Here is a 16,394-nt window from a genome sequence, read left to right as displayed (position 1 = left end):
TGCATAATCTGTAGCGCTCCTGATCTTTTTCTTTTTTGTGTTCATTTTATAATCTTTCAAATGTAGTCTGTTTGCTTTTCATAGCAGTAATCATATATGACCATATTGAAAGATTAAATGGTTTCATTTTTTACCATTGCTCTATTTGAAAGATGTTGCGTTTATAGAATTAAATTGTTTTGTATGAGAGTTACAACTTCTTTGAGTTCTTCATCAGGCGTGATAGCTCGACTTCCTGTGCGATATAAAAATTGTCGTGGTTCATACTCTATAATTCCCATATCACCTTTTTTTCGTGGGAGAACATGAAGGTGGAAATGAGGGACCGTTTGTCCAGCATCAGATCCTTCATTCCAAGCAAAATTAAAACCATCTGCACCAAAGGTTTTGATGAGTGCTTTGCATACTGTTTTTTTCAAAATCATTATAGAAGCCACTTCTTCATGAGTAAGCTAATCATATATTGCAACGGGTCGAATGGGGCAGATAAGAAGGTGTCCTGGTACAATTGGTTGATAGTTGAGTAAAGTAAAAGCTAGGTTGTTTTGAGCAATGATTCTAAATTTGATAGCTGGAGAATCGATATTGAAATAATTCATGATTATTCCCTACAATCTTTTTTTTGTAAAAGCTCGTCCGGATGATGTTTTTAAATAGCGTTCAAACTCAAATGCCTGTTGTTCATCGCTAAAGGCCATGTAAGTTTTTATTTTCCAAGGCGCATACTTACTAGAGTGTGTTCCGATTTTGTTATTATGCTCGTTGAATCGTCTTTTTAGATCATTGGTTAGACCTGTATAAAATTTGTCGGGAAAATTTATGCTTTGGAGAATATAGACATATTTCATGAGAAATTTTGTAAAGAAGATAGTCAAAAAAAAAGCCCGTCTTCGCCACAAGGGCTTTAACGCGGCATCCGTCTTCTACCAGTGATAGATCATCGCGTCGTAGCTCGTAAGAGCGAAGACGGATGGCTCCCCGAACAGGACTCGAACCTGTGACCTAACGATTAACAGTCGTGTGCTCTACCAACTGAGCTATCGGGGAACAATTTCTAAGATAAAAAAACCAATCTACGATTATCTCTAAGACTGGCTTGCCATACGAAGCTTTATGCGAAGTATGGTGGGCGAAGCGGGACTCGAACCTGCGACCCCCTGCTTGTAAGGCAGGTGCTCTAACCAACTGAGCTATTCGCCCTTATTTAAGGGTGTTACCCTTTAACTTCAACAATATTAAAGTAAAAAATATCTGAAGTCAAAAGATTTTTGCACCCTTTTTATTGAATTGTTTCGGATTACCCGTTGTTTACAAGATTTTTGATTAATGAATCTTGTTTTCCATGCGAAATAACAAAGTCAGCTAATGCTCGGATGCTTGCTCCTGTAGCGCCTTTTCCGAGGTAATTAATTCCTGGTGCATCACTTGCAGTGCTTGCGATATCAAGATGAGCCCAGCGAGCTTTGCTCACAAACGCTTCTAGAAAACATGCAGCCGTAATTGTTCCTGCGCCATAACTACGAGCACCCGTGTTGGAAAGATCTGCAACGTCTGAATTATTTGCTAAAACAAAGTCATCATCGATTGGAAGTGGCCACATTTTATCGCCGGTTAGTTTTCCGCTTGCAAGCAGTGCATTCTTAAGATCTTCGTCTCTTGATATGAGTGCCATGTGGAGGTGTCCTACTGCATATGCGCAGGCTCCAGTGAGTGTTGCAATATCGATAATGATGTCTGGGGTGTGAAATTTTTCGGCATAGCAAATTGCATCTGCAAGAATGAGGCGCCCCTCAGCATCGGTGCTTTTAATTTCAATTGATTTGCCGTTCATTGCAACAACAATATCATCTTGGCGAGATGCTCTACCGCTTGGCATGTTTTCAACCAGCGGCGTGATGCCGATAATGTTAACATTTGGTTTAAGTTGTGCAAAAAATTTCATAAGCACAATAACTGATGCGGCTCCGGCCATATCGTACTTCATGCCGTCCATGCTGGCTGATGGTTTTAGGCTGATGCCGCCAGTATCAAAGGTCACTCCTTTGCCACATAGTGCGATTGTTGGGGCATTGTTGTCAGCGGCTTTGTATTCAAGAATAACAAACTTGCCTTCGTGTTCAGAACCCCTTGCAACCGACAAAAATGAACCCATTCCAAGCTCTTGTGCGCGTTCGTGTCCAAAGATGGTGCAGGAAATATTTTTATGTTCATTGGCGATCTTTTGCGCTTCTTCGCTCAGTGTACCGGGGTGTATGATGTTTCCTGGTAGGTCAATCCAGTGGCGCGCTGTGTTGATAGCACTGCCAAGAGATTTACCATACTCAAGTGCTTGGGTGAATCCGGTAAAGTCTTCATCAATAACATCAAAAAATAGTTGGCAGTTCCAATCATCTTTTTTATTGCTTTTGAACTGAATAAATTCGTAATCAGCCATGTAAGAGTTGATAACGAGTTGTTTTAAAAGCTCAACGCTGCTTACTTTGAACGGTTCAGTTTCGGGTAATGCAACAATTGCCGATTCAATACTTAAATGCTTCATGCGTTGTACAGCACTTGCCCATGCACGACGTAAAATTTCTAAATTACGGTCCCACGCTTGATCAAGTTTGCCCAAGCCAACAAAAAAGAATTGAAGCAATTTTCCATTCTTTTCAGCGGTTAAAACGTATGATTGGCCTTTTTGACCATTGAATTTATGGCGTTTGAGAATTTGTTTGAGGTGCGGATAGAAGTCAGTTTCAATTTTCGAAATACTATCAAGATCAGATGCTGAGTCTAGATTTTCTTTCATGAGAAAAACATAGGCTTCAACATTGTTGTCCCAGAATTTTTTATCAGTTAATTTTATTGAAAGCATCGTGTTTCCTTTCTCGTCACTTAATAAGGCTTATGAACCAAATCAAGCGATGTTTTTATACTTTTTAATTGTTATTTTTTTTAAACTCAAGAAGACCTTTTTGAATAACTTCTAAGCAGAGTAGGGCGCACTTAAGTCGGTTTGGTCCCAGTGGCATGCCGATGAGATTTGTAATAGTTTCTTTATCATGCTGAAGAATTTCATCAATAGTCTTCCCTTTGCAATGTTCAGTGAGCATAGAGGCTGCAGCTTGGCTGATAACACATCCCTTGCCTTGAAATCCAACCTGCGTGAGCACATTTTTTTCAATAACACCTTCGATATGCATTTTATCACCGCACGAAGGGTTGTACTCGCCCGATGCAAAATTTGCGTTTGGAACTTTTTTATTGTTATGAGGATGACGATAGTGATCCATCAGTTCTTCTTGATATAAATTGTAATCCATAATCTTAGTTTTTTAAAAGTTTTATTGCGCCTGGAAGATGATTAATAAGTGCTTGAACTTCATCGGTAGTAGTATATGCAGCAAAGCTTGCTCGAACAACCGCATCAACGTTAAGCACGCGAATCAGTGGTTGCGCGCAATGATGGCCAGCTCGTAATGCTATATTTTTGCTTGCTAAATATGCAGCAATATCATGACTATGAATACCGTTAACGTTAAAGCTTACTACGTGCCCCTCTTGTTTCATTTTTTGGATATTTCCATAAATGTTTATTTCTTCCAGCTGTTGCAGCCCGTTAATCAGCAGGGTTGATAGAGCACCATAATGTGTTGCAAGTGTATCAAAATTAATATTCTGTGTAATGTAGTCGATTGTTGCACCTAAGCCAATTACTTCTGCAATTGGAGGAGTTCCCGCTTCAAATTTTGTTGGAGCTTGTGCCCATGTTGCACGTTCCCATTCAACTTCATAGACCATCGATCCACCAACTTGATACGGTTCAACGTCGTGGTGCAAAAATTGGTTAATGTAAAGAATTCCTACCCCTGTAGGTCCAAGCATTTTATGCCCAGAAAATACCATAAAATCCGCACCAAGTTGTTGAATGTCAACCTGCTTGTGGCCAACCACTTGCGCAGCATCAAGAAGTACCTTTGCGCCTACGCTGTGGGCTTGAGTAATAATTTTTTCTAAGCCACCTTCGGGCCATACATCGCCCAGTACATTTGAGCTCATGGTAACGGCAACAAGTTTGGTTCGTGTGTTGACGAGTTCATCATTTACTTCAAGCAAGAATGCTGATTGGTTTAAATGAATAAATTTTAAAACAGCGCCAGTTTTTTGTGCAATGCGTTGCCAGGGAAGAAGGTTTGCATGGTGCTCGGTGTGAGAAAGTAATATTTCGTCACCAGCCTTCAAATGATTTTCAGCCCATGCGCTTGCAATAAAGTTAATGCCTTCGGTTGTTCCCTTGGTGAAAATAATTTCAGAGCTCCTTTGTGCATTGATTAAGCGTGCAACTTTTTCACGAACTTCTTCGTACGCAATTGTTGCTTGTTCGCTTAAGGCGTAAAGGCCGCGATGAATGTTGGCATTTTGTGTGCGATAAAAAGTAGTTATGGCGTCAATCACCTGGTTGGGTTTTTGCGCACTTGCAGCACTATCCAAAAAGACAAGTTTAGGATCGGTGTGCTGAGCAAAAATAGGGAAGTCGTTCCGTATTTTTTTTATATTCATAATTACCTATACTTTAATACAACAATTTTTGGGCCAACATTCCTTTAAGTATAACAAAAAATGCTTTTTCTTCTAAGCCCACAAAACATAATTAATTATTCAATCTGAATAAGTTTTGGTCATTCATAAAGCCCCATTTGCACTAATTACTCATGCTCGGTACAATGTCGGTCGATCAGGTTACTATTGTTATTACTACTAAAGGGTCATATGTTTCAGATCAATCCCATAAAAAAAGTCTTTCTTTTTTTGATTTTTACGCTTATTTACTCAGTCTTTATTGCAGCATCAGAGTCATGTACGTCAGACGTTATCGTTCAGCAGGCTTCTGAGCAACCCAAACAGCAACAATTCAATTATGTTTTTCACACCGAAATTGTGCATGCTGATAACCTTGGGTTTGAACTGCCTCGGGGAGCCGATCTTTTTGCAAAGCGTTATTATGGTCACCTTAATCAGTCGGTTTTCTTTGAGCCTTCATTCATTACTGATGCAAAAAAAACCCGAGAATACCATCTACGTAGGCAATACCAAGCAGGACGACAAGGTGTTCTTGTTCAAGCAAAAGCTCTTGATGGTCAGTCTGTGCATTGTACCTATTTTAATCGCAAGAGCGATAAACTTTTGATTATCGGTGAAGGGTTTACCAATGCTCGAGAAGTTATGTCTCCCTTTATTGACATGTTTCCAGATTACGACTTAGTTCTCTTTGACTTTCCAGGACAAGGGCTTGATGCAAATCAATACGCGCTTTCTACTCTGTGTATTGGTGTTGATTCATCCCGTACTCAATTTGGTGGGCACGAAGAGCGATATGTAGAAGCGGTTGTTGATCATTTTAAAAAGAGCAAAACGTATACACAGGTCTATGGGTTGGGGGTTTGTTATTCTGCGTTTATATTTTTAAAATCAGCTGCACTACGAAGCGATCTTTTTGATAAGCTCATTTTGGATGGATGTTGGATTTCGGTTCCGCGTATTGTAGAAAAGCTCAGTGGAGATTTTAAGCTCATTTGCGATCCTCAGCGTGGTGGTTGGAAAGACCACTGGTTTTGGGGTACTCAACTTGCTCAAGACGGTTTGATGTGGTTTACAAAAAAAATCTTAGGATTTCCAGTAAATGAAACTTCTTTGGTAGAACATCTGCCTAAAGCACCAGATATTCCGCTTCTCTTTTTTCATGGAAAAGATGATTTGATGGTGCATCGCAATGAATTTGATATTCTTTGGAAAGGCTTATCGCATGTTCAACAAAAAACAGCGGTTATTACTTCAAACCCTCATGTTCGAAATCATCTCAAGCAAAAAGAGGTTTATGCTTTAATTAGTGACTTATTTTTAAGGCTGGATCAGCAACTATTTATTGATCATCTTCAAGATGTTAAAAAAGTTGCACAATTCTACAGCAATCAAGTGTTGAATTTTGGCTCCTAATTCGCTAAAGTACGCAGGGTAAAACGATCTGATACTTCAGAAAGGTGTAGCGTATGATGTATAAAATGTGCTCTCATATCAAGACGCTTGGTGTGGTCGTCGTACTTGTTATGAGTTCTTGTTTGCAGGCAATGGATGCACCAGCAGTAGAAGCTGGGTATTTTGATCAAGTAAAAACTGCGTTGAGCAATTCGGGAGAGGCATTATCCAATAACATTGAACTGGTGCACCTTGCTCGCTCATTATTCAGTATTCCCTATATCATGACGGTTGACAGCAATGACCCTGCGATTATTAAAAGCACTGCATTGCTTGCTTCGTGTTCTCCAAATTTTAAATTAATTTACGAACGACTTGCTGTGTGCCCTCCAGGCTATAGGAAATTATATAATCTTTATCATGAGCCCAAATTGTTTTGTTATCTTTTGGCCACCGCATATGATGTCATGCGTTTTATGGGTGCAACCGATATTGCTTTGAAAAATGAAATGCAGCAAGGCAAAATGCGTGGCTTTAAGATCAATCAAGTAATTCAACTGCTTGTTGAAATCTGTTTACGTGGATTTGCTCTTGCAAGTAATGATCAAAATCCGCAAGGCAATGGGCAACAAAGCTCTCTTGCTCTTTGTGCTGCAGAATGTGCAGATTGGGTTGAACTTTGGCGTCTACTGAGTCGTTACAGCACCTACATGAACGTGTCAAAAGTTGAAGCAAACTTTAATGTGAGTATCAAAAAAGAAGAAGATTTTTCTGATAATCGAGCTGTTCATGTAGAGGGATCTATTGATCCTGTTGATCACGATGAAATAGATGTTTCTGTTTCTGAAGTAATAGCACAATTGCAGGACGAATGCATTGCTCCAGCAGCATAAGTTATGAATACAAGTATGAGTAGCATTAAAAAAGTTCTTATTGCCAACAGGTCAGAAGTTGCTCGTCGCATTCAAGCAACGTTACATGCTCGAGGTATTCAAACAATTGCAGTTTTTGAGTCAAGCGACGCATCACTTGCATATGTTGCAAGTGCAACTTATGCATATCTACTTTCAGGCTCAGGTTTTTCTGCATACCAAGCACAGGATGAACTTATTGAAATTGCATTGTGCGCGGGTGCTGATGCTGTTCATCCTGGATATGGATTTTTAGCTGAAAATGCTTTGTTCGCTCAAAAAGTTATCGATGCAGGTATGATCTGGATTGGGCCATCACCAGAAATTATTTCTTGTATGGGCGATAAGCATCAAGCTCGCCAACTTGCCGAGCAAGCAGGTGTTCCCGTTGTCCCTGCTGTTCACCTTGATAATGTAAATCCAGATGACTGGCGCTATGCGCTTGTAGCAGCACAACAGATTGGGTTTCCGATAATTCTTAAAGATCCGCTTGGTGGCGGTGGCAAGGGTATGCGTCGAGTTGAAGCTGCGGAAGACTTTGCAGCAAGCTGGCAGCGTGTCTGTTCTGAAGCGGGTAAGTTGACCGGTGGCCGCCAAATTTTAGTTGAAAAATATCTCACACAAGCGCGACACATCGAAGTTCAGATTGCAGGTGATGGCGTTTCATGGATTCACTTATACGAGCGCGAATGCTCAATTCAGCGTCGTCATCAAAAAATTATTGAAGAAGCGCCTTGTTCGTTTGTGAGTCAAACAATGCTTGATAAAATGTATCAGGTTGCGTTACAGCTTGCGCAAAAAGTTAACTATTCAAGCATTGGAACGGTAGAATTTATTGTTACATCCGACGAGCAATTTTATTTTCTTGAAATGAATACTCGTCTACAAGTTGAGCATTCAATTACTGAATTGACGACGGGTATAGACCTTGTTGGTTTGCAACTGGACATTGCTCAATGTGGTCAGCTTTCGCTTACTCAGGCCGATGTTGTTCGTCGAGGACATGCAATAGAGTGCCGTATTTATGCCGAAAATCCTGAGCACAACTTTATGCCAGCAACAGGAACATTGCTTAATGTAGCAATTCCAACTATTTCGTTTGGTCGCATTGATTATGATTTGCATAAAGAGTTAGCAGTGACCCCATTTTTTGATCCAATGATTGCAAAGGTTTCAACCTGTGGTGCAACACGTCAGCAGGCTACTCAGTTTATGCATCAAGTATTGAGTGAATTTTTACTTGATGGCGTTACGACCAATAGTAATTTTTTAAAAAATATTTTGAACCATGAGCTCTTTGCTACAGGATCTTTTCATACACAGCTTTTGGCTGATACAAATTTAGTTCAAACTCTTGCTCAGCATTCCGATCGTGATGATCAAACAATTTCACAAGAGCATATTGCCCTGATTGCAGCAATTATCGTTCAATCTCAACCCCAAAAAAATAAGACTCAGATGAGTTCTCAGTACGTGAGACAGCACAATGGGTGGAAGGATCGGCAATGGGAGTAACCAAACACTTTCTGCTTAATGGTAAAAGATTTACGGTAACGTACGAAAATAGTACTGCTCTTATTAAGCAAGAAGATGGATCGACTTACGAATATCATGTTGCTCAAATTCAGAATAAAAATTTACATTCAACAATGAGCTTGCTCATTAACAATCAGGTACACGTTGTTGCTTGTGATTCAACTCAGTCGCAAACGGTTTCTCATATTTTTATTCAGGGTAGGAAATATGAAATTGAGCAGGAGCAGCGAGTCCTTGGTGCACAAAAAGATAGAGGATTATCGTGCAGGCCCGCAGCTGTAATTTCAGAAACTCAGATTAAGAGTCCGCTGGCTGGTCGCATTGTTAGAGTTTTAGGCAGCGTAGGTGCTACTGTACTCAAAGGGCAGCCTCTGGTTGTTATTGAATCTATGAAAATGGAGAACGAAATTTGTGCAAGCAGGGATGGCATCATTAAAACTCTTTTCATTGCTCTTGGTAATTTGGTACAACCAAATGAACTATTAATAGAGCTTGAAATGAAAGGGAGTCGCAATGCAAATCCAGAAAACCCAGATGGCCAAGCGACAATTTAGAATTGGGGATTTGGCCAAAGAGTTAAAAGTTAAAAAGTTTGTTATTCGCTTTTGGGAAAAAGAATTTGATCTTAAATCGGGTCGTTCTCAAGGTGGACAGCGTTTTTATACCAATGATGACCTGGCTATATTTCTTACGATTAAAGATCTTTTGTACAACCAGGGCTTTACCATTGCCGGTGCCAAAAAACAGCTCCCTGAAGTTCTTGCTGGTGCAAAATTAGCACCGAATGATTCATTTCAAGATCTTGATGAGTTACCACAAGAATTTTCATCTCACGCTGTGCAAACTGATGACGATCAAGAAGCTCGCGATTGTGAACTTGAAGATGAGCAAGACGGTGAACCTGATCAAGAATTCGTACTTCATGCACAATCTGAGCCTCAAGTCGTCTGTGAAGAACAGATAATCTCAAAAGAAATAGTTCAAGAAACAGCAACTGTTCAAGCGGCCCAAGAAATTTGTTTTCCTGCACGAGCGTTGCCGGATGATTCATTTTATGATGGATTAGCGGCGCTTAAAGAGCAGCTTTTGCGGTTGCATGAACTCCTGGATTAAGTGTTGTAAAATTTAAATTAAACTTTATAACACTCAGGGCGTCGAAATTTTGAGCCCCAGACCTCATTGTGTTGCCAAATTCTTATTTTTTCTAAGTCAAAGGTTGCAAGAAGAATGTCTTCGTGCTCGCCAGCGATAATCAACCGCTTGCCATCGACATCAAATGCGCAGCTATGACCATCATTCTTTGGAGAGGGATAGTTTGTGAGCGCGACTCCCACCATATTTTCAAATGCACGAGCCCTGAATTGGCCAATACGTACATCATCAAGCAATGAGTCGTAGTACATAAAACAGGCGTTTGGAGTGATGATAATTTCTGCGCCTTGCAACATCAGTGTACGAGCACTTTCAGGAAATTCACGATCAAAGCAGATCATAGCTCCAACTTTGACCATTTTTCCTTCATAATGCAGTTCAGCTGTTTTAAATGAATTGCCTGCTTCTAAGTTGCGCTCAGAACCATCAGGGTCAAATGAGCAGATGTGTACTTTTGCGTAATTAAAAAGAATTTCCCCTTGCGCGTTGATGAGTGCTATATTGTTAGTAGGCTTTGATGTACCCTTACCTAAGAATGTTATTGCAATAGCTATTTCAAGCTTGCGGGCTTGTGTGCAAAATGCTTGAATAAAATTGTCTTCAAGAGTAATTGCATGTTCTAAATCCATATGATCAAAATCGTATCCGATATTCCACATTTCTGGAAATAACGCCAAGTCAGCACCACGGGCTTTTGCTTGTTCGCATGCGCGAAGCCCTTTGTTTAGATTTTCAGCAAAAGTTTTTGCGGGCATGAGTTGAAGCAGTGCAATGGTAAAGTGAGGCATTAATTATTATTCCTTATAAAATTTAGTTTACAAAAAGTATCGCATCTGCTTTATTTTAAAAACTTAAAGGAGTTTTTTTATAAAAAGGAGAGATACATGAAAATCAAATCAATGATACTACTTCGTATATCATTATTTTTTGCTTTGGTCTGCACAGTACCGCTTGTTGCAGGCTCTGACCTGAATCTTAATGATCCCAGCGCTATTAAACATATGTCAATAGATCAATTCGATCGGCTTGTTGAACAACAGTTTACAACAATTGACACAAAGTCTGTGTGCCAACCTATAGAAAAGGAAGCTCAAGTTCCCCTGGTCCAAGTGTATGATCCATTGCTCGTTGTGGTTATTATGGTCAAAAATGAGGCAAGTGTCATACAAGAGACGCTACAGCCGTTTGTTGATGGTGGACTTAACCACTTTCTGGTTTTTGATACCGGTTCAACCGATAGTACTGTTTCAGTTACGCAAGCATTCTTTAAGAAACATAGTATTGCACATGGCGTAATTAAGCAAGAGCCGTTTATTGATTTTGCAACTTCACGCTCAAGATCTATGGAGCTTGCCCAGCAAGCTTTTCCTCATGCATGCTTCACCCTGGTTGTTGATGCTGAGTGGTATATGCATAATGTTCAGGGTTTGATCAAATTTTGCCAGGAACATAAAAATGGCACAACTCCCCTGTATTTAGTTCGTATCATGAATGATTATATTGACAACTATACACCTCGGTTATTTCGCAGTGCGGCAGGACTCAAGTTTGTAGGAGCTGTTCATGAAGTGCCCAACTGGGCAACTTTGCCTGAATTATATGAAAAAGTTCAACCAGAAACATTTTTTGAATGGCGCGTTTCAGAGTATGGACATGAAAAATCCAAAAGACGATACGTTCGAGATCTTGAAGTCTTGCATAACGAACATAAAAAAACTCCTCAAGACCCTCGACCGGTTTTTTATCTTGGACAGACGTATGATTGCTTAGGTGATCTAGAAAATGCACGTATTTGGTATGAAAAGCGTGTTGCTATGAATAATGTTGGATGGAACGAGGAAAACTTTATGACATCTTATCGACTTGCTCATGTTTATAATCAAATGGGAATGAAGGATCAGGCTATATTAAAATATATTGAAGCTTTTTCTCTGCGACCAAATCGTGCTGAGCCGCTGATCTGTCTGGCTGATCTTTTTTGGAAGGCTGGGCATAAAGAGCTTTGTTATATTTTTGCATCACATGCGGTAAAAATGCCTTATCCTAGTTCAGATATATTATTTGTGGATAAAAAATTATACGACTACACACGACATGATTTGATGGGGATTGGCGCATGGTATGTTGGAGATTATGAAAATGGTAAAACTGCTGTTGAGAAAGCGTTGCAAGAAAATCCAGAAGCGCCTCATTTGCATCGTAATTTAGCATTATATCTGGAGCAGTGCCAACAAGAAGCTTCATGTTAATATTTATCAAAAAGAGTCATTATGATGAGACGAAAGAGTTTTATTGCTTTAGGGCTAGGTCTTTTTTTGGGAATAGGTGCGCTTGGTGCGCTGGATGAACATAAAAAAAATCCTGTTGAAACCATAACCATTGCAATTCTTGCTAAAGACAAAGCGCACACCTTGCCGCTTTATTTGCAGTGCATTGAGCAACAAACATGGCCTGCAAATAAAACAAACCTTTATATTCGTACCAATAATAATAACGATACAACTGCTCAAATATTAGAAGCTTGGGTTGCAAAAGTGCGTTCTCGTTATGCAACAATTTATTTTGATAAAACTGATGTGGTACAGCCTGTCCAGAAATATGGGCAACATGAGTGGAATGAAGAGCGGTTTAAAATTCTTGGCAAAATTAGACAAGATTCTGTTGATTGGGCACAGAGGATGAGATCTCATTATTTTGTTGTCGATTGCGATAACTTTATTAAGCCTCATACCCTTGAAAAAATTGCTCAAACTAATTTGCCGATTGTTGCTCCACTTATGAAATGCTTTCAGACATTGGATGTTCAAAATTCAGTCTATTCAAATTATCATGCTGCAATTACAGCCGATGGATACTATGAAGAATGCTCTGATTATTATTTATTGTGGGATCAAAAAATTAAAGGTTTAATTGACGTACCAGTTGTTCATTGTGCTTATTTTGTTCGTTACGATGTGCTTGATAAAATTTCTTATGATGATGGAAGTTTTCGTTATGAGTACGTTATTTTTAGTGATGTTGCGCGCAAGAAAAAAGTTGCACAATACCTCGATAACCGTGAAGTCTATGGATACATAACATTTGCAGAAAATGAATCTGCGTTGAGAACTGAGCCTTGGTTGCAAGAGTTTGGTGCACAGACAAATCAAACAATGGTTTGAATGAGAATTGTTGACCCAGTTTTTAGTAAGTTTGTATTATTGAAAACATAGTTTTTATTAACTTTGCTTGAGAAGGAATAAGAGATGAAGCTGCATGGAAAAACAACATGGTTCAAGCTTGCGGGAATAGCACTTTTATTGAATTTAGGATTGTATTTTCAGATATATTGTACGAGCCAGATAGAAAATGGTAATGACATTGATTCTGAAATGATTGAGAAAATAGTACGAGCTTTAGAGAATCACGAATTATCAAGAAGTATCAAAGAGGGACATAAGCTTGTTGAAGAAATTACAGGCCTGATTAATCAGTATTCACAAATGAAATCTTGTCTATTAGCTGGACCTCAAGGTCCTCGAGGCCCTCGAGGTCGACGAGGTGAAGCTGGTGTTGGTTTACCTGGAGCAACAGGATCAACTGGGGCAACGGGAGCGACTGGTCCAACAGGAGCAACAGGAGCAACCGGTCCAACAGGAGCAACAGGAGCAACAGGAGCTACAGGATTAATCGGTTAATAGCAGGTTTGTTCTAGATATTCAGAAAGCGTTATTTCTTGAGGGCATTATCGATATTTTAAAAAGAGATAGTATTAACCTTTTTGTAAAAGGAGTGAGGTATGGAGTTTTGTAAAAAGTCTACATGGTTAAAAGGTGCAACATTAGTACTTTTTTTCAGTTTTGGCATTTCTGCAGAGGTGCACGCTAAACATCATGATGCCGATCATGAGCTGATTGAAAAGATTGCACATGTTTTAGAGTATCAAGATGCATTAAAAAATCTTGAAGCAGAGCAGAAATTGGTCAATGATATTGCAGATGCTATTGACAATCATGCTCAAACCCGAGGGCTTATTGGTCCTCGAGGTCCTAAGGGTCCTAAGGGAGAAAAGGGAGCTACTGGAGCTACTGGTGCCACAGGGCCTTCAGGTGCAACTGGATTTATCGGTCCTGTAGGAGATGCTGGTCCAACAGGGGCTACTGGAGTAACAGGGGCTACGGGAGCAACAGGTGCAACAGGGGCAACTGGAGATACAGGAGCAACTGGTGCAACCGGTGCGACAGGCATTGGAGTAACAGGAGCAACAGGTCCTTCAGGTGCGCCAACTGGAGCAACAGGTGCTACGGGAGCAACAGGAGCAACAGGGGCAACAGGAGATACAGGTTTAGCAGGTGCTACAGGAGCAACCGGAGATACAGGTTCAACAGGTGCAACTGGAGCTACTGGTGTAACGGGGGCTACTGGAGCAACAGGTTCAACAGGCGCAACGGGAGCAGCAGGAGCAACGGGTTCAACAGGAGCAACCGGAGTAACTGGTGCGACAGGTGTGACGGGAGCAACAGGTGCAACAGGAGCTCAAGGCGGCGTTCTTGGATATATTTTCTCTGGAAATACTGTCGCTCGCACTATTACTGATAATGGAAAAGTTAATTTTAATATTGAAGGTACTTCAGCCGGTATACTAAGATCAGGAACTGATACTCTTCAAGTTCCATCTGATGGTACTTATTTAATTGAATTCCATGCACGTGGTAAACCTGCTTCAGGTGATGCTTTTAAATTTGAATTGAGAGACAATGGAACGACGATAACAGGATCTCAATTTGCAGCGGATATTCAAGGTCTTGTTGGTAATTTAACATCACAAGTTGTTGATGGTTTTGTTATTGCAACACTTTCAGGCGGTCACTCAATTACTCTTGTTAACGTATCAGGAGTATCGGTTGCATTGACGGTAGATGGTGCGCTTAATGCAGCAATCAAGATTATTCAATTAGCATAAGTGATTTGATAATGAACTATTCTTGATACTATTTGGTTGTTCAAGATAGCTTTAAAGCAAGAGAGGCTCTCAAATTTAGGGAGCCTCTCTTGCTTTAAAGCTATCTTGAATTTTTGAATTATTCAATTTCTTCGATCAGATACAATCGATTTTCTTGAACGCGATAGATGAGTGGAGCGATAACAATCTTTGGATATTTCAGTCGTAAGCGCTTTGCTTCACTCTGGACAAAATCAACCTCATTGCCAATTTCAAACATTGGAGCAAATTTCAAGAAATACCTTTTGGCTTCTTCTCGATCCCATCCAGCGCCATCAATAAGACCTTGAATGAATCTTTCTTTACGCGCCATAACATTAACCATGGAGCATTGGTCGTGGCCAATGAGAGCGATATAGCGTATGCCAGCTACTGCAATCACATAAGAGATTTTAAATTCACTGGGCCGTAAGTTGGCACCGCCAGCGCGAATAATAAATGAAAAATTTTCAGGGATATGTAAATGTTTGCGGTTATCCATGCACATGCCAACAAGCAATTGAGCGCTATCGTAACTGTCAAATTCACGATTTAAGTTGTGATATTCGAGTAAGAGGCCGATGGGTGTGTTTTGGTATTCTTGTGGAATATCACCCCGAGAACGAATATCGAGTAAGCTATGTTCTCTGTTGTTTGAAATAATATTAGTCATGATTGTGATCTTTGATCTGTTGAGAGGCAATAAGGGCTTTTTCTAATTTTTTTACGACTTTTTGTTTGCATCATTATAAAATAGTTCATTGGGACAGAGAGTGATTAGTTTTCAGGGCTCTGAAGAGATTTTATTTCATCTAAGTAAAAAATTAAAAAACCAATCACAATGAATATGCCACTCGCTAGGCTATCGATGGTAATTTTTTCACCAAGTAAGATCCAGCTTGTGAATCCTGCTGATAGTGGTGCAAGAAGGCCTCCTAATGATATGAGCGTTGCAGAGTATTTTTTCAGAAGATATGAATACAGATAAAAGCATGTAACGTTTGTCATAAGTATAATTAAAATGAGCCAGAAGGAAAAATTTACTGGATCTTTTATTGTTAAGTTTTGTTCAAATAAGCATGAAGTAATTAGAGAGAGAATGCCCCCAATAATCATTGTTCTGCCGTTAAGAGCAAATGATGAGATAGATTCCTTTGAAATAAATTTTTTTAAGATTACCCATCCAAGACAAAAACTACTGACTGATACAAGCATTGCTATTTCTGCCCATGAGACAAAAAGAAAAGATTTAATCGATTCTTCGGCGCTGCTTTGAGCCATAATAATTGGGATAACGCCTAGAAATCCAAGCGTCATTCCAGCAATTTTTTTCCAGGAAATCCTTTCATTCAAAAATAAGTACGCAAAAATAAATGAAATAAAAGGACTCAGGTTGTAAATCAATGAGGTTTTCAGCACGGTCAGATATTTTAAAGACCAATATCTGAGTGCATAGGGTAAAAATATGCCAAAAAATGCCAGCGCACATATGTTAGAAATTGTGTAAAAGTTGTATTTTATCCGATTTTTATCCAGAAAAAATGAAAATCCTAACAATAAAAATCCTGCAAGTGTCATTCGAATGCCAATAACCAAAATTGGAGTAGCGTAAGAGATGAGTATTTTACTGATTGTAAAGGTTGCTCCATAAATAATATGCAATAAAAGGATTAAAATCATAACGAATTACTTTTTTTAGGTTGTATTTTTATTTGTTAAACACAAAAAAACCGCAGTTGAATTGCTGCGGTTCTTAAATTTGGTTGCGGGGGCTGGATTTGAACCAGCGACCTTTGGGTTATGAGCCCAACGAGCTACCAGGCTGCTCTACCCCGCGATGAGTTTTAATCGAATTTAAATGATGTAGTGAACAAGCCTGA

At 39.6% G+C, this 16,394-nt stretch carries 17 protein-coding genes, 3 tRNA genes and 1 pseudogene; 9 read left to right on the top strand and 12 right to left on the bottom strand.

All coding sequences use genetic code 11. From position 1 onward, the window contains the following. Positions 1 to 161 precede the first annotated feature (161 nt). The 8 genes from JST56_05775 to JST56_05740 all read right to left on the bottom strand — a co-directional run bounded on the left by JST56_05775 (position 162) and on the right by JST56_05740 (position 4,542). Positions 162 to 425, bottom strand: coding sequence for an HIT domain-containing protein (locus JST56_05775; GenBank protein ID MBS1988468.1), 264 nt, complete (start codon positions 423 to 425; stop codon positions 162 to 164). 27 nt (positions 426 to 452) lie between these two features. Continuing rightward, positions 453 to 599, bottom strand: coding sequence for a hypothetical protein (locus JST56_05770; protein MBS1988467.1), 147 nt, complete (start codon positions 597 to 599; stop codon positions 453 to 455). Positions 600 to 608: 9 nt separating this feature from the next. Then, on the bottom strand, positions 609 to 848 hold the full coding sequence (locus tag JST56_05765) for a GIY-YIG nuclease family protein (protein MBS1988466.1): 240 nt from the start codon (positions 846 to 848) through the stop codon (positions 609 to 611). 123 nt (positions 849 to 971) lie between these two features. Next, positions 972 to 1,047: transfer RNA gene (locus JST56_05760), tRNA-Asn, on the bottom strand. A 76-nt stretch (positions 1,048 to 1,123) separates the two neighbouring features. Beyond that, positions 1,124 to 1,200 (bottom strand) — tRNA-Val (locus tag JST56_05755). Between the two features lie 97 nt (positions 1,201 to 1,297). Next, on the bottom strand, positions 1,298 to 2,857 hold the full coding sequence (locus tag JST56_05750; GenBank protein ID MBS1988465.1) for a leucyl aminopeptidase: 1,560 nt from the start codon (positions 2,855 to 2,857) through the stop codon (positions 1,298 to 1,300). Between the two features lie 64 nt (positions 2,858 to 2,921). After that, positions 2,922 to 3,305, bottom strand: coding sequence for an iron-sulfur cluster assembly scaffold protein (locus JST56_05745; protein ID MBS1988464.1), 384 nt, complete (start codon positions 3,303 to 3,305; stop codon positions 2,922 to 2,924). Positions 3,306 to 3,309: 4 nt separating this feature from the next. Continuing rightward, positions 3,310 to 4,542 carry a SufS family cysteine desulfurase gene (locus JST56_05740; GenBank protein MBS1988463.1) on the bottom strand — a complete coding sequence of 411 codons (1,233 nt, stop codon included), beginning with the start codon at positions 4,540 to 4,542 and terminating at the stop codon, positions 3,310 to 3,312. Between the two features lie 210 nt (positions 4,543 to 4,752). Between JST56_05740 and JST56_05735 the strand changes: the two genes are divergently transcribed. Genes JST56_05735 through JST56_05715 form a run of 5 tightly spaced genes read left to right on the top strand, consistent with a single transcriptional unit; the run spans position 4,753 to position 9,515 of the window. After that, positions 4,753 to 5,976 carry a hypothetical protein gene (locus tag JST56_05735; protein ID MBS1988462.1) on the top strand — a complete coding sequence of 408 codons (1,224 nt, stop codon included), beginning with the start codon at positions 4,753 to 4,755 and terminating at the stop codon, positions 5,974 to 5,976. A gap of 53 nt (positions 5,977 to 6,029) precedes the next feature. Beyond that, entirely contained in the window at positions 6,030 to 6,848 is an 819-nt protein-coding gene (locus tag JST56_05730; protein ID MBS1988461.1) for a hypothetical protein, read from the top strand. A gap of 3 nt (positions 6,849 to 6,851) precedes the next feature. Further along, a complete protein-coding gene (locus JST56_05725) occupies positions 6,852 to 8,381 on the top strand; it encodes an ATP-grasp domain-containing protein (GenBank protein ID MBS1988460.1) in 1,530 nt (509 codons plus the stop codon). Beyond that, positions 8,372 to 8,956 (top strand): acetyl-CoA carboxylase biotin carboxyl carrier protein subunit, encoded by a 585-nt coding sequence (locus JST56_05720; protein ID MBS1988459.1) that lies wholly within the window; start codon positions 8,372 to 8,374, stop codon positions 8,954 to 8,956. The genes JST56_05725 and JST56_05720 overlap by 10 nt, the downstream gene beginning before the upstream one ends. Continuing rightward, the gene (locus tag JST56_05715; protein MBS1988458.1) at positions 8,916 to 9,515 is read left to right on the top strand and encodes a MerR family transcriptional regulator; all 600 of its coding nucleotides are present in this window, start codon (positions 8,916 to 8,918) and stop codon (positions 9,513 to 9,515) included. Before JST56_05720 ends, JST56_05715 begins: the two co-directional genes overlap by 41 nt. A 17-nt stretch (positions 9,516 to 9,532) precedes the next feature. On the opposite strand, the gene JST56_05710 is transcribed toward JST56_05715, so the two are convergent. Continuing rightward, positions 9,533 to 10,342 (bottom strand): carbon-nitrogen hydrolase family protein, encoded by an 810-nt coding sequence (locus JST56_05710; protein MBS1988457.1) that lies wholly within the window; start codon positions 10,340 to 10,342, stop codon positions 9,533 to 9,535. Between the two features lie 96 nt (positions 10,343 to 10,438). On the opposite strand from JST56_05710, the gene JST56_05705 reads away from it, so the two are divergent. From JST56_05705 to JST56_05690, 4 genes and pseudogenes are all read left to right on the top strand, one after another. Beyond that, the gene (locus JST56_05705; GenBank protein MBS1988456.1) at positions 10,439 to 11,803 is read left to right on the top strand and encodes a hypothetical protein; all 1,365 of its coding nucleotides are present in this window, start codon (positions 10,439 to 10,441) and stop codon (positions 11,801 to 11,803) included. 21 nt (positions 11,804 to 11,824) lie between these two features. Continuing rightward, the gene (locus tag JST56_05700) at positions 11,825 to 12,715 is read left to right on the top strand and encodes a glycosyltransferase family 2 protein (protein ID MBS1988455.1); all 891 of its coding nucleotides are present in this window, start codon (positions 11,825 to 11,827) and stop codon (positions 12,713 to 12,715) included. Positions 12,716 to 13,117: 402 nt separating this feature from the next. Next, positions 13,118 to 13,219: pseudogene (locus JST56_05695) on the top strand (hypothetical protein). 305 nt (positions 13,220 to 13,524) lie between these two features. Beyond that, positions 13,525 to 14,496 (top strand): collagen-like protein, encoded by a 972-nt coding sequence (locus JST56_05690; protein ID MBS1988454.1) that lies wholly within the window; start codon positions 13,525 to 13,527, stop codon positions 14,494 to 14,496. 118 nt (positions 14,497 to 14,614) lie between these two features. Here the strand turns inward: JST56_05690 and JST56_05685 are convergent, their stop codons facing one another. The 3 genes from JST56_05685 to JST56_05675 all read right to left on the bottom strand — a co-directional run bounded on the left by JST56_05685 (position 14,615) and on the right by JST56_05675 (position 16,351). After that, positions 14,615 to 15,142 (bottom strand): carbonic anhydrase, encoded by a 528-nt coding sequence (locus JST56_05685; protein ID MBS1988453.1) that lies wholly within the window; start codon positions 15,140 to 15,142, stop codon positions 14,615 to 14,617. Positions 15,143 to 15,291: 149 nt separating this feature from the next. Then, positions 15,292 to 16,194, bottom strand: a complete 903-nt coding sequence (locus tag JST56_05680; GenBank protein MBS1988452.1) for an EamA family transporter — start codon at positions 16,192 to 16,194, stop codon at positions 15,292 to 15,294. 80 nt (positions 16,195 to 16,274) lie between these two features. Beyond that, positions 16,275 to 16,351, bottom strand: a tRNA-Met gene (locus JST56_05675). Between the last annotated feature and the right edge of the window lie 43 nt (positions 16,352 to 16,394).

It is taken from the genome of Candidatus Dependentiae bacterium (genome assembly GCA_018266175.1).
GTDB lineage: Bacteria > Babelota > Babeliae > Babelales > RVW-14 > JAFEAY01.
This window is presented reverse-complemented; position numbering and strand designations above follow the sequence as displayed.